This is a genomic window from Streptomyces sp. TAA486 (genome assembly GCF_000426165.1).
Genome location: NZ_AUEV01000001.1, coordinates 634,226 through 652,371 on the forward strand (window position 1 = coordinate 634,226; position 18,146 = coordinate 652,371).

Here is an 18,146-nt window from a genome sequence, read left to right on the forward strand (position 1 = left end):
GCGACGAACGCGAAGTGCGAGAGGGCGGGAGTCAGTTGACCTGATTCCCACCCTCTCCGCAGGGGTCCCCGCGGCGCTTCGTGGCGTGCGCGCGTGCGGGCTACTGCCCTGCCGCGGTCTTGGTCTCCGGCGTCTCGGTCGCGCCCTTGGGGACGGGGGCCTCGGTGATGTCGAGGAAGATCTGGTCCGCCTCCGGTACGGCCTCCGTGATGGACGCCTTGATCCGTTCCGAGACGAGTTCGAGCTGTTCGCTCTCCAGGCCGGGAACCAGGTCGACCCGGGCGGCCACCAGCGTGGAGTCCATGCCGAGTTGCATCGTCAGCAGCATGTCCACGTTGTGGATCTCCGACTGCTTCTCCAGCACGGCCTCCACCCGCTCCCGCGTCTTCGGGTCGGCGGCCTCGCCGATGAGCTGGGCGCGGGTGTCCGCCCCGAGGCGGAACGCGATCACCACCAGCAGCGCCCCGATGGCGAACGAGGCGCCCGCTTCCCACAGCGCCGACCCCGTGGCCATGTGCATCGCCATGCCGACGATGGCGAAGCTGACGCCGACGACAGCCGTGCCGTCCTCGGCGACGACCGTACGCAGCGTCGGGTCCTTCATCCCCTGCGAACTGGGGTCGTTGCGCACCTGGTGGACCGCCCTGATCAGGGAGCTCGCCTCGGCGAGGAGGGCGACGGCGAGCACCACGAGCCCCACGGCGTAACCGGTGTGGGACTCCTCGGAGGTGCTGGTCAGTGCCTCGTATCCCTGGAAGAAGGAGAAGCAGCCGCCCATGACGAAGATGCCGACCGCGGCGAGCAGCGACCAGAAGAAGCGCTCCTTGCCGTAGCCGAACGGGTGCTGCTCGTCGGCGGGTTTCTTGCTGCGCTTCAGAGCCGCCAGCAGGAACACCTCGTTGAGGCTGTCGGCGACCGAGTGCGCGGCCTCCGACAACAGGGCGGGCGATCCGGCGAGAAGGCCTCCCACAGCTTTGGCGACGACGATGACCAGATTGGCAGCGAGCGCCACCAGGACGGTGATTCGCGTCTTACGGTCCGAGTCTTTCGGATCCGAGTCCTTCTGATTCAAGTGGCCTCCATAGGCCCCCGGTTACCCCTGCTTCGTCCCGATACACGCGGGCGGAGTGCCCCTCAGGCACACCCCCTTCACCTCTCGTCCCCCGGATGTCCAGGACATGTGCGGCGCCCGCGAACGGCCCCGGCTCGGGACATCGGCGCGCCCTCCTCGTATCCGGAAAGCTCCTGAGCCCGCGGCGCGAACCGGCAGCCGTCCGGCAGGGGTTCGCCCCCGCACGGGGACGGCGGCCCGGGAAGATCCACCTCTCCGGATCGAGCATTTCTTGGCGGGTTGGTGAGAAATCTGCGAATGCTTGAACCGTTCATGCCAACATTTCGCTGTTGCGGGTGGGATGGGTTCAGACGGCCCAGGCGTGAGAGAGCCGGGCGTCCTGCCGTGCGGCGGCTTCGCGGACCATCGTTCCCCTCCGCATGAGGGCCGGGCAGATGAGGACAAATGCATATGGCCAAGGGAAAGCACAGACGCGTCAAGTTGCCCCAGGCGACAGGGTCTACGGCCGTGCGCAAGGCCGTTGTCGGGCTGGTTTCCGGTGTGGCCGTGGCCGGCGCGGCGGGTGCCGCCCTCACGCACGGGGCCGGGAAGACCCAGGCGTCCGGCACTCAGCACTCGCGTGCCGATCTCGCGTATGCGGAGGACAGCGAGCCGTCGGACTACAGAACGTCGGACATCGCGCCCCATGGAGTGGCTGCCCAGGCCGTGCAGGCGGATGGGTCCTCAGAGGCAGCGGCGCAACGGGCAGCCGCGCAACGGGCAGCGGCGCAACGGGCAGTGGCACTACCGACTGCGGCACCAGCGAACGCGGCACAACCGGCGGAGCAGTGCGACACAAGTGCGAAGTCCACGCAGCAGCTGATCAAGGAGCTGGGCCCCGAGTGCCGGAACAGCACAGCTGAGCGCAGGGCGGCGGCCCAGGAACTCGGAAACCGGGGGACGTTCGTCTCCGATCCGACGACCAACAAGCTGTATTTCCAGCCGATTGCCGTGGCTTCCGAGTGGCGGCTCAGCGAAGCACGTGAGATGTCCACGCAGGACTTGATCGATCGGCTGAGCCCGGATCGTGGTGTCAGCCAAGATGCGCGCACGGCTGCCTTCCTGGGGCTCCAGGACCGCGGATTCCAGATCTTCGACCCGCAGACCCAGGACCTGCACTTCAACCCCCAGCTGCTGGTCGACGGCAACTCGGGCGATCAGTCCACCCCGGGGGGTTCCCAGCTTCCCGTGAGTGGGGTTCCGGGTACGGACCAGTTCGGTGTGTCCGAGGCTCCGGGCGCGGACCAGTTCGGTGTGGCTGACGCCGCCGGCCCGAGCCAGGTGGGCGCGCCCCCAGCCCCGACGCCCGCCCCGGAGACGGCACCAGCTCCAGGACCGGCACCAGTTCCGGCGCCGCTACCGGCACCGGTCTCCGCACCGGTCGCGGCACCGGCACCGGCGGCCCCGTCCGCTGCGCCGAAGGCACCGCAGCAGGCCGAGCCCATCGTCGGCGGCAGGATCGAGATCCCCACCGGGACGAATTCCTTCGTCTTCATTCAGGGAGGAGCCAACTCGAAGATTCTCTCGATCTCTGGTGGGGGCGGTGTCGGTGCCGGCGGCAACAGGTCGTTCGTGGGTTCGTTCCCCGCATCCCCGACCGGCATCAACCTCCGTGGCGATGTCTCGCTCGTATCTCCGGCCGCCAACGTGAAGGGGGAGGCGAGGGTCAATTTCAATCCGGTGACCCGAGAATTCTCCGGCGGTGGTTCCGGAGAGATTCAGGCGAACACCCCAGGTGGAGACGCGGTTTCGAGGAAGGTGTCCCTGGACGTCAAGCCCGACGGCGAAGTCAAGTTCACCGACACCAACGGCGGTGCAGTCGATCTCGGTGGCCGCAAGCTCAGCGTCGATGCCTCACAGCCGTCCAGTGACGGAAGCCAGTCCCCGCCCTCATTCCGATTCGGCCTCCAGGGCGGACCGGCCGACGACAGGGCTTTCAAGGTGGAGGGGCGGATCGAGGCCGATGTGACGGCCAACGTCCCGTTGGACGACGCCCAGAACACCCCAGGTACCACCCCAGGTACCACCCCAGGCACTCAGGTACCCGGTCTGACCGACGGTCCTGTCCCTCCGGACAACGCCACCGGTACGCCGACTGCCCAGGCTCCTGGCGGAGTTGAGGCTCCTGCGCCTGAGGTTCCCGCGCCTGAGGCTCCTGCGCCTGAGGTTCCTGCGCCTGAGGCTCCTGCGCCTGAGGTTCCTGCGCCTGAGGCTCCTGCGCCTGAGGCTCCTGCGCCTGAGATTCCCGCGCCTGAAGCTCCTGCTGACTTCGGTGGCGGTGGCGATCTGGGTTCCGGCGGCGGTGACTTCGGTGGCGGTGGCGACTTCGGTTCCGGCGGTGGCGGCGGTGACTTCGGTGGCGGTGGCGATCTGGGTTCCGGCGGCGGCGGGGGTGACTTCGGCGGCGGGTTCTGACAATGCCGTGAGTGAGCGGGTTCGATAACTCACCTACGTCCCCAAGCAGTTCGAGCAGGAGGGCCGGATCTCCCGGCCCTCCTGTCTGCGTTCCGGCACGCTCGTGGCACCCTGCCAGCAATTCGCGGCAGCCTCGGTCGAGTTCAGCGCTCGTGCGACTTCGCGGTGGGAATCGCCCGTCCAGGGGCGAGAAAACAACAATGGCAAGGAGTCGTTCACTCCCTGCCATGCTGAATGTATAGCAGACAGGGGGGATTGCGGCAAGACCCGGATCGTACTGCAGAATCCTCCGGTCGCAGCCAAAACCGACACATGGGGGAACCAGCGAATGCTTGATACCGACAGCAATGCGGCGAGGCCTTTCGCGTCCGACTGCTACGTGCTCGATCTCCAGGAGATCGACCAGACGCAGGTCGCGTTGGCCGGGGGCAAGGGCGCGCACCTGGGGGAGCTTTCACGGGTCGAGGGCATCCACGTTCCGGCCGGCTACTGCGTGACGACTGACGCCTTCCGGCGGGTCATGGCGCAGGCGCCATCGATCGACGATCAACTCGCCCATCTTTCGCAGCTGAACCCGGACGACCGGGACGCGATCCGCGTGCTCAGCGCGGAGATCCGCAGCAGCATCAAACGGGTGCTCATCCCGGACGATCTGGCAGCAGCCATCACACGTCCGCTCGCCGGGCCCGACGGGGAAGCCGCCTACGCCGTCCGATCAAGCGCGACGGCGGAGGACCTGCCGACGGCCTCCTTTGCGGGCCAGCAGGACACGTACCTGAATGTCGTCGGGCGGGCGGCGATCCTCGAGCACGTCAGCCGATGCTGGGCCTCGCTCTTCACCGCGCGAGCCGTGACCTACCGTCTGCGCAACGGCTTCGACCACCGCAAGGTCCACATGGCCGTCGTGGTGCAGCAGATGGTCTCCTCCGAAGCCGCAGGCATCCTGTTCACGGCCGACCCCGTCACGTCGAACCGGAAGGTCACCACCGTGGAGGCCGGCTTCGGCCTCGGCGAGGCCCTGGTCTCCGGTCTGGTGAACGCGGACGTCTACAAGGTCCGGGACGGCGAAGTCGTCGAAAAGACAGTCGCCAAGAAGCAGCTGGCCATCCACGGATTGCCACAAGGCGGGACGCAACAACGGGCGATCGAGCCCGAGTTGCAGGAGCAGCCGGCGCTGACCGACGTGCAGGTCGTGCGGCTGGAGGAGCTGGGCCGGCGGATCGAGATGCACTTCGGCCGCCCCCAGGACATCGAATGGTGCCTGGTCGACGGCGACTTCCAGATCGTCCAGAGCCGGCCGATCACGACGCTGTTCCCCGTCCCGGTGACGGAGGACGGGGACAACCACGTCTACATCTCCGTCGGTCATCAGCAGATGATGACCGACCCGATGAAGCCCTTGGGTCTCTCCTTCTGGCAGTTGACAACCCCACGGCCCATGGCCGAGGCGGCCGGGAGACTGTTCGTCGATGTCACCAAGAGCCTGGGATCGCCGGCGAGCCGCGACCAACTCCTGGAGGTGTCGGGGAAGTCCGATCCGCTGGTCAGGGACGCACTCCAAACCGTCCTTGACCTCGGCGACTTCGTCCCGTCGCTCCCGGAGAAGAGTCCCGGCGGGGCGCCTCCCGGCGGCCCGCCGGCTCCCATCGGGACCGACCCGGACCTTGTCACCGGGCTGATCGCGGGCACCCAGAAGTCCATCGCCGCAGCCAAGCGCGACATCCGGACGAAGTCCGGACCGGAGCTGTTCGACTTCATCCGGGAGGACCTTCAGGAGCTGCGGCGGCTCCTGTTCGATCCGCAGAGCCTTCCGGCGATCATGGCGGGGATGGACGCGGCCTGGTGGCTCAACGAGCAGCTGAACACGTGGCTGGGCGAGGAGAACGCCGCCGACACACTCACGCAGTCCGCCCCGAACAACGTCACTTCGGAGATGGGGCTCGCGCTCCTGGACGTCGCAGATGTGATCCGCCCGCATCCCGAGGTGGTCGCCTTTCTGCAGGACGTCGAGGACGAAGGCTTCCTGGACGAGATGGCAGACCTTGCCGGTGGCCGGGAGGCACGAGACGCGATCCGGGCCTACCTCGACAAATACGGCGTGCGCTGCGTCGGCGAGATCGACATCACGAGGCCGCGGTGGAGCGAACTCCCCACCACGCTCGTGCCGATGATTCTCAGCAACATCGAGAACTTCGAGCCGGGCGCCGGGGAGCGGCGCTTCGAACAGGGGCGGGAGGAGGCTCGCAGAAAGGAGCAGGAACTGCTGGAGCGCCTGCGGTCCCTGCCGGACGGAGAGCAGAAGGCCGAAGAAACGAAGGGGATGATCGACCGCCTCCGCACCTTCGCCGGGTACCGGGAGTACCCGAAGTACGGCATGGTCAGCCGCTACTTCGTCTACAAGCAAGCTCTGCTGGAAGAGGCCGGGCGTCTCGTGCGGGCCGGGCTGCTTCGTGAGAGGGAGGACATCTACTACCTCAGGTTCCAGGAACTCCACGATGTTGTACGCACGGGACAGGTGGACGACGAGCTCATCCGGGAGCGCAGGGAGGCGTTCAGGGCGTATCAGGCCCTCACGCCGCCCCGGGTGCTCACGTCGGACGGCGAGGCGATCGCCGGGACGTACCGACGGGAAGACATGCCGGCAGGCGCGCTGGTCGGCCTGCCGGTCTCGAGCGGGAGCGTTGAGGGGCGTGCCCGCGTCATCCTGGACATGGCCGAGGCCGATCTCCAGGGGGACGACATCCTGGTCACGGCCTACACGGACCCCAGCTGGTCACCCCTGTTCGTCGCGATCAAAGGCCTTGTGACGGAGGTGGGTGGCCAGATGACGCATGGCGCAGTGATCGCCCGGGAGTACGGCCTGCCGGCCGTCGTGGGCGTGGACAATGCCACCCGGCTGATCCGGGACCGGCAGCGGATCCGCGTGAACGGAACAAACGGCTACGTCGAGATCCTGCCGTAGACGCGCAGTGAAGTAGGCGTGGTTCCAGGGGAGTTGCCGCGCGTCCTTGATCGATCAGAGGGACTCGGGCGGCTCGGGCTGCTGCTCACCGGGTATCCCGGGCCGCTGTTCACCGGGCGAGGGCCGTGACTGGGCCGGCACCGGAGCCTGACCTCCGCCGGGAGGAAGCACGTCATTCGACGGGGCAGCGGCTTGTGGCGCGGACCTCCAGCGCGGGTTCAACGCCACGGCGCAGACCGCGAAGGTCAGCCCGGACAAGCCGAAAATGAGCGCCAAGTTGCCCTTCGCCTGGACGTCCGCCTGCCGCGCCGCGACCTGAGCGGACCACGCCACGGAATCCTTCTGGATGCAGTTCCAGAAGCCCTGATCGGGCGGGTCGTCCTCGGACTGGTAGGGGCAGGCCGAGTCCTCGAAAGGCTCGTATTCGGTGACGCTCTTGTAGTAGCCCTGCGAGACGGTGGGCTCCAGCTTGTCCGACACATGAGAGGTCGCGGTCAGAGCGACAATGGCCGTGATCAGCGCCGCGAGCATGCTGAGCGTTGCGAGAACGATGCAGGCGACGGACCCGGCGCTGCGTACTGGAGTTGTCATGGCCGGAGAGATTACACCGACGTGATCGTCAACTCTGCCGAGTCCAGAGGACGTTGCTCTTCCCGCTGCCTCCCGGAGACCGGCGCCGCGACACACGCTCAGCAGTTGAACACCGACCAGCAGATATCGTTCCGCAACCGCTGGTCGTCAAGGACGAGTTCGCGAATCGCCTCGGGGAGCTGGTCGCGCTGCCACTGGCACTCGACTCGCCCCGCGGCCTCGTCCTTACCTTCCGGCACGGCAGCACGTGCGGCCTTGATCGCATAGGCGGCCGCACCGAGCTCGTGCGCGGCGACGTGCGCGACCACCGCGGCCTGGCCGGCGGCGTATGCGGCATGCCGTGCCGCCCCGTGCAGGTCCCTGGCCGCACCCATAGCATGGCCGCCCGCCGCGCGAGCCTCCATCATCGTGACCTCGCCGCGCACCCAGGCGCGGGCATGCTCGATCGCTTGGCGCGGCCGCGGGTCCTCCGGCCGAGCCGACTCGAAGAGGTCAAGGACGTGCTCCGCGCAGGATGCCGCCCAAAGAGCGAGGAGGTGGTGATCCGAGTCCGTGAGAGTCCCACCGCGGCGGATCGTCACGAAGCGAGGGTCCCGGACCTTCGGAAGGATCATGATCGGCGCTCCTGGTGCTTGCAATCGCCTGCGCCCAAGGCCGCGCACGCGCGCCAGGTACGCCCAGGCAAAGCCTGCGAACCCGGTGGCCGGTCCGCAAGGCCCGCCGGGTCCATACGGCCAAACGTCTTTCGTGTCCCACCTGTTGCGGGTGCGCTGCCGCCGGGACGGGCGTCGTGTGCGGAGCCCGTACGTGGGATTCGGGGGTACGTCGAGCGCTTCGTCCCGAAGCGTTCTCGTGGACCGGAGTCATCCTGCTGTGCGCTCCCGGCGGCGGCGCGGCCGACTACCAGCGCATCGACGCGCTGGGAAGGGCCAGAACGTCATCTCGTGGGAATCTCTCAACAATTCGCCGCAAATCTGCCGCGACACCATTCAATCCACTCGTGGTGCACTCAGAAGAATGGAGGACGGCCGCAGGGGAGCGTTCGCGCCCACGACAAACTTGTTCCATAAGCACGAGAACGCCATCCTTGCGGACCGCCTGCGCTAGGCTCAGCGCCGTCTTTAGGCCTCGTAGGTCTAGGCCTTGTACGCGATCAGACCCGCAATTCAATGGTGTTGTCATTCGCAACGACCAGGGCCAACACCATTTCCCTTGATCATCTCACAGCCCTGGAGGAGACCGGGCTCGTGAAATGCGAGGCGCTGAATGACGCGAAATGAGTGGAGTGAAGTCAATATGAGAAGCAAAGGCCACAGACGCTCGCGCAAGGCGAACAGAACGATAGCTGTCGTCGCAGCGCTGGTGGTTGGGGGTGGTGGCGCAGCGGCGATAGGTGTGAGCGCCTTCGCGGGGTCGAACGAAGCCCCCGCTCCTGCCGCGAGCACGATCGACTGTCCTGATGTGAGCCTTGCACTGGGCCAGATACCCAAGGGCGCCAAGGAGCCCGTCGGTCAGAAGCTCGCCACTCTGGACCAGCAGGTCGCGCAGGCTTACGGCCAGTGGAACTCCCAGGAGCAGAGCTCCCAAGAGGCCCTCGGCCAGTTGAAGCAGCAGCGCGCCGAGACCATCCGGAGCATGGGGGAGGACATCCAGAACGCCGGCGGCCAGGCCCCCGGTGACGTGGAGTCCATGGCCCAGTGCCAGATGATGCAGGATCAGGCGACCCAGGAAGGCCAGGACGGCGGGGCCGAAGACGGTCAGCAGGTCCAGGGCCCGGTCGCCGCCGACTTCGTCAACATCGAAGACGTCCAGCCCAACGCCTCGAAGGAGGAGGACCCGGGCGGCAGCTTCGAGACGAAGTGCGGCAACAACGAGAACGAGCACTTCAACTCGGACAACGTCATCGCCGCTCCCGGTGTTCTGAACGGTGCCCACCACGTGCACGACTACGTGGGCAACGAGGACACCAACCAGGCGTCCAGCGACGAATCCCTCGCCGCCGCCAACACCACGTGCGCCAAGGGTGACCAGTCGACGCACTACTGGCCCGTGATCCGTTCGCTGGACGGCAACGAGGACCAGCGGGGCGCCGTGCAGGAAGGCGACGTTTCGAAGGAGCAGGCACAGCCCCAGGGCCAGCGGACCGGTGATGACGCCGGCCAGGACCAGGGTCAGGAGCAGCCTCCGGCTGAGGAGGAGGACCAGGGTCAGGAGCAGCCTCCGGCTGAGGAGGAGCCCCCTGCCGAGGGTCAGGACCAGGGTCAGGACCAGGGCCAGGAGCAGCCTCCGGCTGAGGAGGAGGACCAGGGTCAGGAGCAGCCCCCGGCCGAGGAAGAGCCCCCGGCCGAGGGTCAGGACCAGGGTCAGGACCAGGGCCAGGACCAGGGTCAGGGTGAGGGCGAGGAAGACCAGGTCGGCGGCGGCCAAGGCGCCGAGGCCCAGCCCGGTGACGGCGGTGCCAACGACCTCAACATCGGCACCATCCTCACTCCCGATCCCACGATCAAGCTGACCTCCGGCGGTGCGGACCAGGTCATCGAGATGCCGCGCTTCCTGCGCATCATCACCGGTGACGCCAAGTCCTTCACCAACGGCGACGAGAACGCCAACGCTTCGTGGAGCTGCGAGGGCTTCGAGGACCGTCAGCTGACGGACAAGTACCCGCTCTGCCCCGAGGGCACGAAGATGATCCGTACGTTCAAGTTCCAGAACTGCTGGGACGGTCAGAACACGGACAGCGGCAACCACCGCGACCACATGAAGTTCTCGGACGACCAGGGCAACTGCCCCGAGGGATTCCAGAACATCCCGCAGGTGCAGCAGACGATCAAGTACGACATCCCGCAGCAGAACTTGCTCAACACTGACACGCCGTTCGCGGTGGACTCCTTCCCGGAGCAGCTGCACAAGGCCATCACCGACCACAGCGACTTCATCAACGTCATGCCCAAGAAGCTGATGAAGGAAGCCGTGGACTGCATCAACGAGAACGAGGAGTGCCCGGGCAAGGCCGAGGACTCCGACAGCGGAAAGGGCACGGACTCGAAGCCTGCGCCGTCGAAGCCGGACGACTCCACTCCGTCGGACTCGGACAAGGACAAGCCGGACTCGAATTCGGACGGCTCGAAGCCGTCGGACTCGAAGGGCGACTCGGGCTCGAACGGCGACTCGGGCTCGAAGCCGGACTCGAATTCGGACGACTCCACCGCGTCGGACGGTAAGCAGGACAAGCCGGACTCGAATTCCGACAACTCTGCCCCGTCAGATGTGAACAGGGACAAGCCGGACTCGAAGCCGGACGCTGATTCGGGCTCGAAGTCGGACGACTCCGCCGCGTCGGACGGGAAGCAGGACAAGTCCTCCGCTGCGTCGGACGAGGCGTTGGGCAACGCCACACCGGAGGCCGTGAACCGGGACAACCCGGAGTCGGCACCGGACCGTTCGACCCAGCTGGCGAAGAAGCAGGACAGTGACCTCGCCGGTACCGGCTCCAACACCCCGATCGGCCTGATCGTCGGGATCGCCGCGGCAATCGTGGCTGCCGGTAGCGCCCAGGTGTGGTGGCTGCGCCGCAGGAACGCGGCCAGGGACTGACCTGCCGCCGATCCATCGGCTGTGAACACCCAGGTCCCGTACCCGCTCGTGATGAGCGGGTACGGGACCTGGTGTGTCCAAGGGGTTGACCCGCACGCAACAACGCCCCGCTCCCAGCATCCACGCTGGTCACAGGGCGTTTAGGCACTTGATGAGCGAGTAGTCCCGGCGCAGTACGCGTTCACCCACCTCGTGGCGATCACTGGTGTTCCTCGTGGACTGCGTGTCTCGAATGAGTGTCTTGTGTCGGGGCAGGTGGTGAGGCAGAGATCGGCTGGCCTTGGTGGTCCTTCAGTGGACCACGAGTTTCGGATCAAGTGCCGTTTCCCTGATGGGCCCTGAGTTCCCTGGGGCCAACGGTCGTGGGAGGAGTCGGCGCCTGGATGCAGGTCGGCTCCAGGCTGCTCGGCCTCACCGGGCTGCCGCTGTCAAGCGCGGGGCACGCCCCGCACCGAATGCTCTTCTCGTCATTCAGTGCGGGTTGCTGGCCCCTTTCGATGGTCCTGGCCGCCGCGGCGAAGGGCGCTGCCCGTCCGGCCACTTCGTCACCGGTGTGCGCCGCTCCTCGTCGCGAGCGGCGACGCCCGGCCCGATTGGTCCTCGCAGCCCTCTGCCTGGTGACGACAGCATCGGGCTCATGACTCGGTGACCGGGGCCGATCACGACTGGGTTGATCAGGATCAGCCAGTTGTACCGCGCCTCGACAAGCGAGTGGTCCAGGGGCGGCGTAGCAGAACCGCAGTGAATTGCTGGGAGCTGCCCCACGGGGTGAGGTGATCTTCTCCGGCGGTGTCGATGAGTTCGTAGTCAGGGAATTCGGCGGCGAGTTGGGTGTGGGCGTAGCGGACGATCGGCAGTCCGCTGCAGGTGGTCGGGCCGTCCGGGCCGAAGGTTGCCACGACGAGCCAACCGCCCGGTCTCAGCGAACGCTCCAACGAGGCGCGGTAGTCGTCGCGTTCCTCGGGCTCGGTGAGGAAGTGGTAGACGGCGCGGTCGTGCCACAGCGCGTACCGCCGTCCCATGTCCAGGTCGAGTACGTCAGCCATCGTGAGCTGGACGTCCTTGCCCGCGGGGCCGAGCCGGTCGCGGACCGTCTGGAGCGCGGTAACCGACAGGTCGATGGCCGTCAGGTCGCGGTAACCCCGTTCGAGCAGGTGGTCCACGAGCGTCGACCAGCCGGCACCTACGTCAATGATCGGCTCGTCGGGACCGAGCCCGGCGTCGTCGACGAGGTCGAGGGAGAGTCCCGGGACCGACTGCCACCAGGAGACGCCGTCGACGTCCTTGCTGTGGTGGACGCCTTCCCAGAACTCAGTTCGGGACGCTGGGTCCTCGGGGCGTACTGCACCGTTGTCGGTCATGTCTTCCCATGGTAGGCCGGTGGGGTCCGGCCCGGGTGGTCGCAAGGTGTCGTCATCGTTCCGTAAGGTCTGACTCCCCGCTGGCCTCGCTGCTGGTCAGCCTCACCGTCGAGATACTCGGACGCTGGGTGCGGCGTGTGCTGCGGGCCTGAATCCGCGAGGAGCACAGCCCCTCCGCCCAGCAGAGCGCGTCATCGGGAGATCCCCCGAGGCCTGCTCGAGAGTGTGCGAGGCGCCTCGCCGACGGGTTCGGATCTACGACCCCCGGCTTTCACATCAGCGTGCGCGCAGCCGTGGACGTGGTGACGGGCGTACGCGGAACGCCGCTGCGGTCAGGAGCGATGCTGGAGTCATGAGGATCGAGATTCGGATGGTGCAGGATTGTCCGAACACTAGGGAGCGGTCGAGCTGATGTGCCGGGCAGTGGACGACGTCGGGCTGCACGACACCCAGGTCGTCACGCGTGTGATCGCTGATCTGCCTGAGGCGGAGCGGCTCGGTCGCGCCGGCTCGCCGACGTTCCTGCTCGACGGTCGCGATCCGTTCGCTGAACCCGGTCTCGCGCCAGGGCTGGCCTGCCGCGTCTACCGGACGTCGCACGGGCTCGCCGGGCTCCCGGAGCGGGACCAGCTGCACCGTGCCCTCGGTGCTGGCTGCTGATCGCCCTTCGCACGGCGGCAAGGAGACCCCGAACTACTTGCGGGAAGGGAGTCGCGTCGGTCTGCGCCTCAGTCCGCACCTATGGCTATCCGGTTTCCCCCTGAAGGCGTGCCGGGTCCAGGACGGTGATGCGCCTCCGGGCCAGACGAAGCAGGCCGCGGTCGGCGAATTCGCGCAGAACCTTGGTGGTGGTCTCCCGAGAGGTGCCGGCGAGGGCAGCAAGTTGCTCGTGGGTGAGGACGATCTGCGGATGGTGGGAGCCGGCGCGGAGTCTGCCCGCCGGGCTCTCGGTGCGGTTGGTCAAGGAACTCAGCGTGGTGGCGATGCGCTGGGGGACGGACTTGAAGACGCTGTCGGACAGGCGCTGGTCGAGGTCGGCGAGGCGGTGGCCGAGGATCTCGGTGATCCGGACTGCGATGCACGCATCGGACAGCAGGAGCTTGTGCACCTCGGCACGGCTCATCACGCAGACGGTGACGTCGTCGAGGGCCTCGGCGAAATTGTCGTACATGCGCTGGCCGAGCAGGGCCACCTCGCCGAAGATCGTGCCGGGGCTGATGATGGCGCAGGTCAGCGCTATCCGTCGGCGGAGACGCGGAAGATGCGGACCCGGCCGCGTTTGAGGATGAACAGCACTTCACGGGTTGCTGCGAGAAGTGGAGGATCTTACCGACGGCGTAGGTCTTCATCGGTGCTGCGGCCGCGATCGCGGCCGTCTCCGGCTCGGACAGGTCGCGGAAGATGTCGACTTCGGATATGCACAAGGTCAGCCCTGCGTCGTCGGGTTCGATCATGTGGATGCTCTCCTCGCGTCGCCCAGGGCCCGGGGCGGGTGTGCGGCGTCCCATTCCGGACTGGCGGGGCGTCAAATTCCACTGTCAGACAGCACTGCACCGGGTCTTCGAGGGAGGCCGTCGGGTGCATGACCGGGCGAGGAGTCCCGAGTGATTCCCTGCTTTGCCTTGCCGCTCAGGGGGACTTCTCGGTGATCAGCAGGGCGTAGCCGAGGGTGCCGTCGGCGACGGCGGTGCGGGCGGCGGCCAGGACGGCTGGTGCCGCGTCCAGGTCGACGCCCGCGGCGGTGAGGCTTGTCGAGGCGGTCATCCGCAGCAGGTTCAGCCGCGCCTCGATCTGGTCGATCATGCGGGTCATCGCCTGGTCGTGGCGTTCGGTACTCACCGTACGCAATCCCGCGGCGGCCAGGATCTGTGAGTATTCGGACAGCGGGCGGGCGTCAGCGATGCAGGCGATCCGCGCGGCGAGACCGGTCAGTTCCGGCGGGAGCCGGTCGGGGACGGCGGTGACGTCAGTGATTCCGACCCGGCCGCCAGGGACCAGCACGCGGGCGAACTCGGCGGCGGCCTGGGCCTTGTCGGGAAAGGTGCACAGAGCGCACTCGCACACCACTGCCTCGAAGACCCCGTCCGGATGGGGCAGGCCCTCGGCGTCACCCGTGATGAAGGTGGCGCGGTCGCCGAGTCCGAAGGCGGAGGCGGCGCCCTGGGCGAGGGCGGTATTGGCCGGGGAGTAGTCCACGGCGTCCACCCGCACGCCGTAGGAGTCGGCGAGGAGCAGAGCTGTGGTGCCGCGGCCTGAGGCCACGTCGAGTACGCGGCTCGACTTCGTGAGCCGAAGGCCCTCGGCAAGGCGCCGGGTGAGGGCGGTGCCGCCGGGGTGGTAGGAGTCGCCGAGGAGCAGGGCGACCACGTCGGAGGAGTATGCGGCCGCGCAACAGTCCTTGAGCCCGTCACCGGATACGGCGGAAGGGCCGGGGCTCTGGTCGGTCATTCCGTGTCCTCCTCGCCGGCGGTCGCGAATGTGTGACGGGCGGTCTTGGAGCCGTAGGCGGTGTCGGTGAGCTGTGCTGCCAGCGGCAGAGCGTTGGGCACCACATCGGCGACGGCGACACCGGACATCTGTGCGCGGATCTGCTCGCGGTAGCCCACGGAGTTGTACGCGCAGAAGGGGATCAGCCGGCCGTCCGGAGTGATCTCCTCCACGCAGCACTTCATCAGCTGCTTGACGTTGAGGGTGTAGGCGTCTTGGAAATCCTGTACGACGATCATGAAGGCCTTCTCGCGCAGGTCCTTGACCGCCCCCGGCAGGTCGATGCCGCAGTTGTCCGCGCAGTCCAGGGCTTCGGCGGTCGCTCGCAGCTTCTCCTCGGTCGTCTCGGTGCCCATGAAGGCCGAGGCGGACCACAGCTTTTCCAGTGCTTCGCGGATGCCCGCCTCGGGCATGACCCGGTTGGTGACGTAGTCGAGGTGGTCCTCCACGTTCAGCAGACGCGGGATCGGGACGACGGTGCGGTCCCCGGGCTCGCCGTCCACCAGCAGGTAGGTAACGGAGCGGCAGGTAGGAAAGCAGCAGGGCACGGGGAAGAAGTCACCCTTCTGAAACCACTGCGGGCGCTGGGCGTTGATCAGCTGGATGACGTCGGGGTTGGTGAGCCGCTCCAGCGGGTCGAAGGGCACGTGCCGTCCGGAGTGGGTGACCGGCTGTAAGGCCACGGAACGGACGGCCGGGTGGTCGATGCCGAATTCGATGATCGCGCCGAGTTCGTGCTCGTTCAGACCCCGCTCGACGGCGGCGACCAGGGTGACGGTCAGGCCGGCCTCCGCGCAGTTGTCCAGCGCCCGCTGCTTGAAGGTACGCAGGTCCCGGCCGCGGATCTCCACGTGGGTGCGTTCATCGAAGCCGTCGAATTGGAGGTAGATGTTCACCGACTTGCCGGGGACCTGGTTCCGCCGGCCGAGTTCGGCGACGAACCGCTGGTCGGAGGCGAGGCGGATGCCGTTGGTGTTGAGGGTGACGTTCTTGATCGGGCGGCTCTGAGCGAGGTCGATGAAGTCGAGGATGTGCTTGTGGATGGTCGGTTCGCCGCCGGAGAACATCACCACCTCGGCCTCGCCTTCGGACTCCACGAACACATCCAGCATCCGCTCGCATTGCTCATGCGTGATGGAGTAGCCGTCGCTGTGGTGTCCGGAGTCGGCGAAGCAGATCGGACAGTCGAGATTGCAGCCGGTGTTGACCTCGATGATCCCCAAACAGGCGTGCTGCTTGTGCTCCGGGCACAGTCCGCAGTCGCTCGGGCAGCCCTCCCTCACCTCGGTCTGGAAGGCGAGGGGAATTGTGCCGGGTTTGTTGAACCGGGCCGAGGAGAGGTATTCCTCGGCGTCCCCGTAGACCAGGGCCTCGAACTCTCCGTGCTCGCGGCAGCGTTTACGCAGGTAGACCTTGCCGTCACGGATGTTGACCTGTGCGTCGACCGGCGTCTTGCACAGCGGGCAGATCGACTTGGTGAACTCGAGGAACACCTCGTCGCGATCGGCCTTGCGCCGTGTCTCGTCCTGCCGGGGTCGTTGGGGCGTCTCAGTCATGCGCGGGCCTTCCTGGTCGTCAGCAGCGGGAGCAGTAGGGCATCAGCGGGCGGCTCAATTGGGGAGCGGCGTGTCGGATGCGCGCGTCCGGCCACTCGGCACGGCTCCATCACCACAGCAGTGGTCATCGAAGTGGGCGTTCCCTCCTCGGAGCGATCACCTACGGCGGGCTTCACTCACCGCCTCCTGCGACCTGGTTTCTCCCGGGCGCCGCGCCGCGCGGAGCAGCAACCCCGCATAGAGCAGCAGGAGCCCGTCCTGGATGAGGACGACCCAGTTCAGGCTCTGGGCCAGGTAGATCCCGAAGCAGCCGCAGTTCGTGACGGTGAGACCGCGTGCATAGGCCTGGACGGCCAGCAGCGCCCAGACCACCGCGACCGCTGTGAACACCCACACCGGCGTGATCGCTCGCGAACGCGGACGGGCCAGCAGCCAGAGTCCACTGACCAGTTCGCCCGCGATCAGCGCCACTGCGAGCGCGGTGGCACCCATATCGGTGACCAGCCCGTAGGCCGTTACGATCGCGGGCATCTGCCCGAAGGAAGCGAGCTGCCCGGCCGCCATCGCGGCATACAGCGCACCGAACGCGATCCGCAGCGTCATGTCCCGCACGCTAGGCCCGCGAGAGCGGCCGGAACTGTAAGCACGCTCACCGAAAAGCCCTCCATGCGACTTGAGGTCAGCCCAGCGAGTCGAGCGCGGCGATGATGTCGGCCGGTTCGGCGCGCCTGGTGTAGTCGGTGTCGACAAAGGCCCATTGGATGGTGCCGGCCTCGTCGATGACGTAGGTGGCGGGCAACGGCAGAGTGCGTGCGTGGCCCCCGTTCACCCGCTGGAGGTCGAAGCCGAGCCTGTCGTAGACCCCGGCCAGGTCGCCCGGCAGGTCGTAGGCGAGTCCGTACTGCTTGGCCGTGTCGGCGCCGATGTCGCTGAGGACGTCGAAGGCCAACCCGTGCTTCTCCGTCAGGGAGAGGGACTCGTCGGGGATCTGCGGGGCGACGGCCACCAGCCGGGCCCCGCGCCCGGCGATAGCGTCGTGGTGCTGCTGGAGGGAGCGCAGGGCGATGTTGCAGTACGGGCACCATGCGCCGCGATAGAAGGTCAGCACGGCAGGCCCTTCGGCCAGCGGCCCGTCCAGCGTGACGGTCCGTCCGGTTGCGCTCGGCAGGCTGAAGCCGGGCGCCTGGGCACCCACGGACAGCGCGCGGTCGGCCTGGCCGGATTCGGCCAGGCCCCGTCCCGCGCGGTTCATGATCTCCCGGATGTCGGCGGGAATCTGTTCCTGCCGGGCGTCGTAGAAGGCGCGCAGTTCGGCGCTGAGGCTCATCGGGACCCCTCACAGACCTAGAACTTGAAATGACTGTTCCAAGATAGTCTCACGAGCGAGCTCCGTCACCATCGGGAGCGGTATCTTGGAATTCTCAGTTCAAGATGACGGGACGACCATGCCGGACATCAAGCACTTCGATCCGGACGCGGCCCTGGACACGGTGGTCCGCCTGTTCTGGCGTCAGGGCGTGGCCGCGACCGGCATCCAGGACATCGTGAACGCGACCGGACTCAATCGCTCCAGCCTGTACGCCACGTTCGGCGGCAAGACGGAGCTCTACCACGCCGCTCTGGAGCGCTATGCCGAGAGCCGCACGCGGCCGGTCCTCGACCGCCTCACGGAGGACCAGCGGGGACTGCCCGCCGTCGCCGACTTCTTCACCCGGCTGATCGAGACGCGCTGCCGGGGCGAGTTCGCCCAGTGGGGCTGCATGGTCTCCAACGCGCACGCGGGCGCCGAGAACGGCGACCCCGAGGTGCGGTCGATCCTCGACCGGCAGCACGATCGCCTGCGCGACGCGCTGCACGGGGCCCTCCTCGCGGCCCAGGAGCGCGGTCAACTGGCCCTGGGCAGCGATCCCGCCGCCGCGGCCGAGGTGCTGGCGCTGCTCGCACACGGGGTGAATCTGCGATCGCGCGCCGGCGCGGACGCACGCCGCCTCAGGAAGACAGTGACCTCAGCGCTCGACGCGCTCGGCGGGTCGACGGTGTGATCCATGCGATCCGGCGCACCGGCACGC

Annotated in this window: 14 protein-coding genes; 5 read left to right on the forward strand and 9 right to left on the reverse strand. The window is 67.4% G+C overall.

From position 1 onward, the window contains the following. Positions 1–100: 100 nt before the first annotated feature. Positions 101–1,072: a cation diffusion facilitator family transporter gene (locus I004_RS31780; RefSeq protein WP_051344621.1), complete on the reverse strand. Its 972-nt coding sequence runs from the start codon at positions 1,070–1,072 to the stop codon at positions 101–103. Positions 1,073–1,579: 507 nt separating this feature from the next. On the opposite strand from I004_RS31780, the gene I004_RS39325 reads away from it, so the two are divergent. Together I004_RS39325 and rph are read left to right on the forward strand one after the other, a co-directional pair. Continuing rightward, positions 1,580–3,526: a hypothetical protein gene (locus I004_RS39325; RefSeq protein ID WP_158676981.1), complete on the forward strand. Its 1,947-nt coding sequence runs from the start codon at positions 1,580–1,582 to the stop codon at positions 3,524–3,526. Positions 3,527–3,854: 328 nt separating this feature from the next. Next, positions 3,855–6,488 carry a rifamycin-inactivating phosphotransferase gene (rph, locus tag I004_RS0102890; RefSeq protein ID WP_051344622.1) on the forward strand — a complete coding sequence of 878 codons (2,634 nt, stop codon included), beginning with the start codon at positions 3,855–3,857 and terminating at the stop codon, positions 6,486–6,488. Positions 6,489–6,542: 54 nt separating this feature from the next. On the opposite strand, the gene I004_RS0102895 is transcribed toward rph, so the two are convergent. Both I004_RS0102895 and I004_RS0102900 read right to left on the reverse strand, forming a co-directional pair. Next, the gene (locus tag I004_RS0102895; RefSeq protein ID WP_028434260.1) at positions 6,543–7,079 is read right to left on the reverse strand and encodes a hypothetical protein; all 537 of its coding nucleotides are present in this window, start codon (positions 7,077–7,079) and stop codon (positions 6,543–6,545) included. 98 nt (positions 7,080–7,177) lie between these two features. Then, positions 7,178–7,693, reverse strand: coding sequence for a putative immunity protein (locus I004_RS0102900; RefSeq protein ID WP_028434261.1), 516 nt, complete (start codon positions 7,691–7,693; stop codon positions 7,178–7,180). Between the two features lie 847 nt (positions 7,694–8,540). On the opposite strand from I004_RS0102900, the gene I004_RS37345 reads away from it, so the two are divergent. Next, positions 8,541–10,673: a DUF1996 domain-containing protein gene (locus tag I004_RS37345; RefSeq protein ID WP_051344623.1), complete on the forward strand. Its 2,133-nt coding sequence runs from the start codon at positions 8,541–8,543 to the stop codon at positions 10,671–10,673. Between the two features lie 680 nt (positions 10,674–11,353). On the opposite strand, the gene I004_RS31790 is transcribed toward I004_RS37345, so the two are convergent. Beyond that, entirely contained in the window at positions 11,354–12,034 is a 681-nt protein-coding gene (locus I004_RS31790) for a class I SAM-dependent methyltransferase (RefSeq protein WP_078510755.1), read from the reverse strand. 411 nt (positions 12,035–12,445) lie between these two features. Between I004_RS31790 and I004_RS0102915 the strand changes: the two genes are divergently transcribed. After that, positions 12,446–12,694 carry a hypothetical protein gene (locus I004_RS0102915; RefSeq protein WP_037974597.1) on the forward strand — a complete coding sequence of 83 codons (249 nt, stop codon included), beginning with the start codon at positions 12,446–12,448 and terminating at the stop codon, positions 12,692–12,694. Between the two features lie 85 nt (positions 12,695–12,779). Here the strand turns inward: I004_RS0102915 and I004_RS40060 are convergent, their stop codons facing one another. From I004_RS40060 to I004_RS0102940, 5 genes are all read right to left on the reverse strand, one after another. Continuing rightward, positions 12,780–13,226, reverse strand: a complete 447-nt coding sequence (locus I004_RS40060; RefSeq protein ID WP_486579700.1) for a Crp/Fnr family transcriptional regulator — start codon at positions 13,224–13,226, stop codon at positions 12,780–12,782. A gap of 437 nt (positions 13,227–13,663) precedes the next feature. Beyond that, the gene (locus I004_RS0102925; RefSeq protein WP_028434263.1) at positions 13,664–14,482 is read right to left on the reverse strand and encodes a class I SAM-dependent methyltransferase; all 819 of its coding nucleotides are present in this window, start codon (positions 14,480–14,482) and stop codon (positions 13,664–13,666) included. Beyond that, complete coding sequence (locus I004_RS0102930; RefSeq protein ID WP_051344624.1) at positions 14,479–16,077, reverse strand: radical SAM protein; 1,599 nt, start codon at positions 16,075–16,077, stop codon at positions 14,479–14,481. Before I004_RS0102930 ends, I004_RS0102925 begins: the two co-directional genes overlap by 4 nt. A 156-nt stretch (positions 16,078–16,233) precedes the next feature. Continuing rightward, positions 16,234–16,680: a MauE/DoxX family redox-associated membrane protein gene (locus I004_RS0102935; protein ID WP_028434265.1), complete on the reverse strand. Its 447-nt coding sequence runs from the start codon at positions 16,678–16,680 to the stop codon at positions 16,234–16,236. Positions 16,681–16,756: 76 nt separating this feature from the next. Continuing rightward, positions 16,757–17,404 carry a peroxiredoxin-like family protein gene (locus I004_RS0102940; protein ID WP_028434266.1) on the reverse strand — a complete coding sequence of 216 codons (648 nt, stop codon included), beginning with the start codon at positions 17,402–17,404 and terminating at the stop codon, positions 16,757–16,759. Positions 17,405–17,522: 118 nt separating this feature from the next. On the opposite strand from I004_RS0102940, the gene I004_RS0102945 reads away from it, so the two are divergent. Beyond that, positions 17,523–18,119 (forward strand): TetR/AcrR family transcriptional regulator, encoded by a 597-nt coding sequence (locus tag I004_RS0102945; RefSeq protein ID WP_028434267.1) that lies wholly within the window; start codon positions 17,523–17,525, stop codon positions 18,117–18,119. Positions 18,120–18,146 lie beyond the last annotated feature (27 nt).

Bases quoted from the DNA above. Each gene is read 5' to 3' on its own strand.
- rph (WP_051344622.1), top strand. From the start codon at position 3,855: ATGCTTGATACCGACAGCAATGCGGCGAGGCCTTTCGCGTCCGACTGC.
- I004_RS0102895 (WP_028434260.1), bottom strand. From the start codon at position 7,079: ATGACAACTCCAGTACGCAGCGCCGGGTCCGTCGCCTGCATCGTTCTC.
- I004_RS0102900 (WP_028434261.1), bottom strand. From the start codon at position 7,693: ATGATCCTTCCGAAGGTCCGGGACCCTCGCTTCGTGACGATCCGCCGC.
- I004_RS31790 (WP_078510755.1), bottom strand. From the start codon at position 12,034: ATGACCGACAACGGTGCAGTACGCCCCGAGGACCCAGCGTCCCGAACT.
- I004_RS0102915 (WP_037974597.1), top strand. From the start codon at position 12,446: ATGTGCCGGGCAGTGGACGACGTCGGGCTGCACGACACCCAGGTCGTC.
- I004_RS0102925 (WP_028434263.1), bottom strand. From the start codon at position 14,482: ATGACCGACCAGAGCCCCGGCCCTTCCGCCGTATCCGGTGACGGGCTC.
- I004_RS0102930 (WP_051344624.1), bottom strand. From the start codon at position 16,077: ATGACTGAGACGCCCCAACGACCCCGGCAGGACGAGACACGGCGCAAG.
- I004_RS0102935 (WP_028434265.1), bottom strand. From the start codon at position 16,680: ATGACGCTGCGGATCGCGTTCGGTGCGCTGTATGCCGCGATGGCGGCC.
- I004_RS0102940 (WP_028434266.1), bottom strand. From the start codon at position 17,404: ATGAGCCTCAGCGCCGAACTGCGCGCCTTCTACGACGCCCGGCAGGAA.
- I004_RS0102945 (WP_028434267.1), top strand. From the start codon at position 17,523: ATGCCGGACATCAAGCACTTCGATCCGGACGCGGCCCTGGACACGGTG.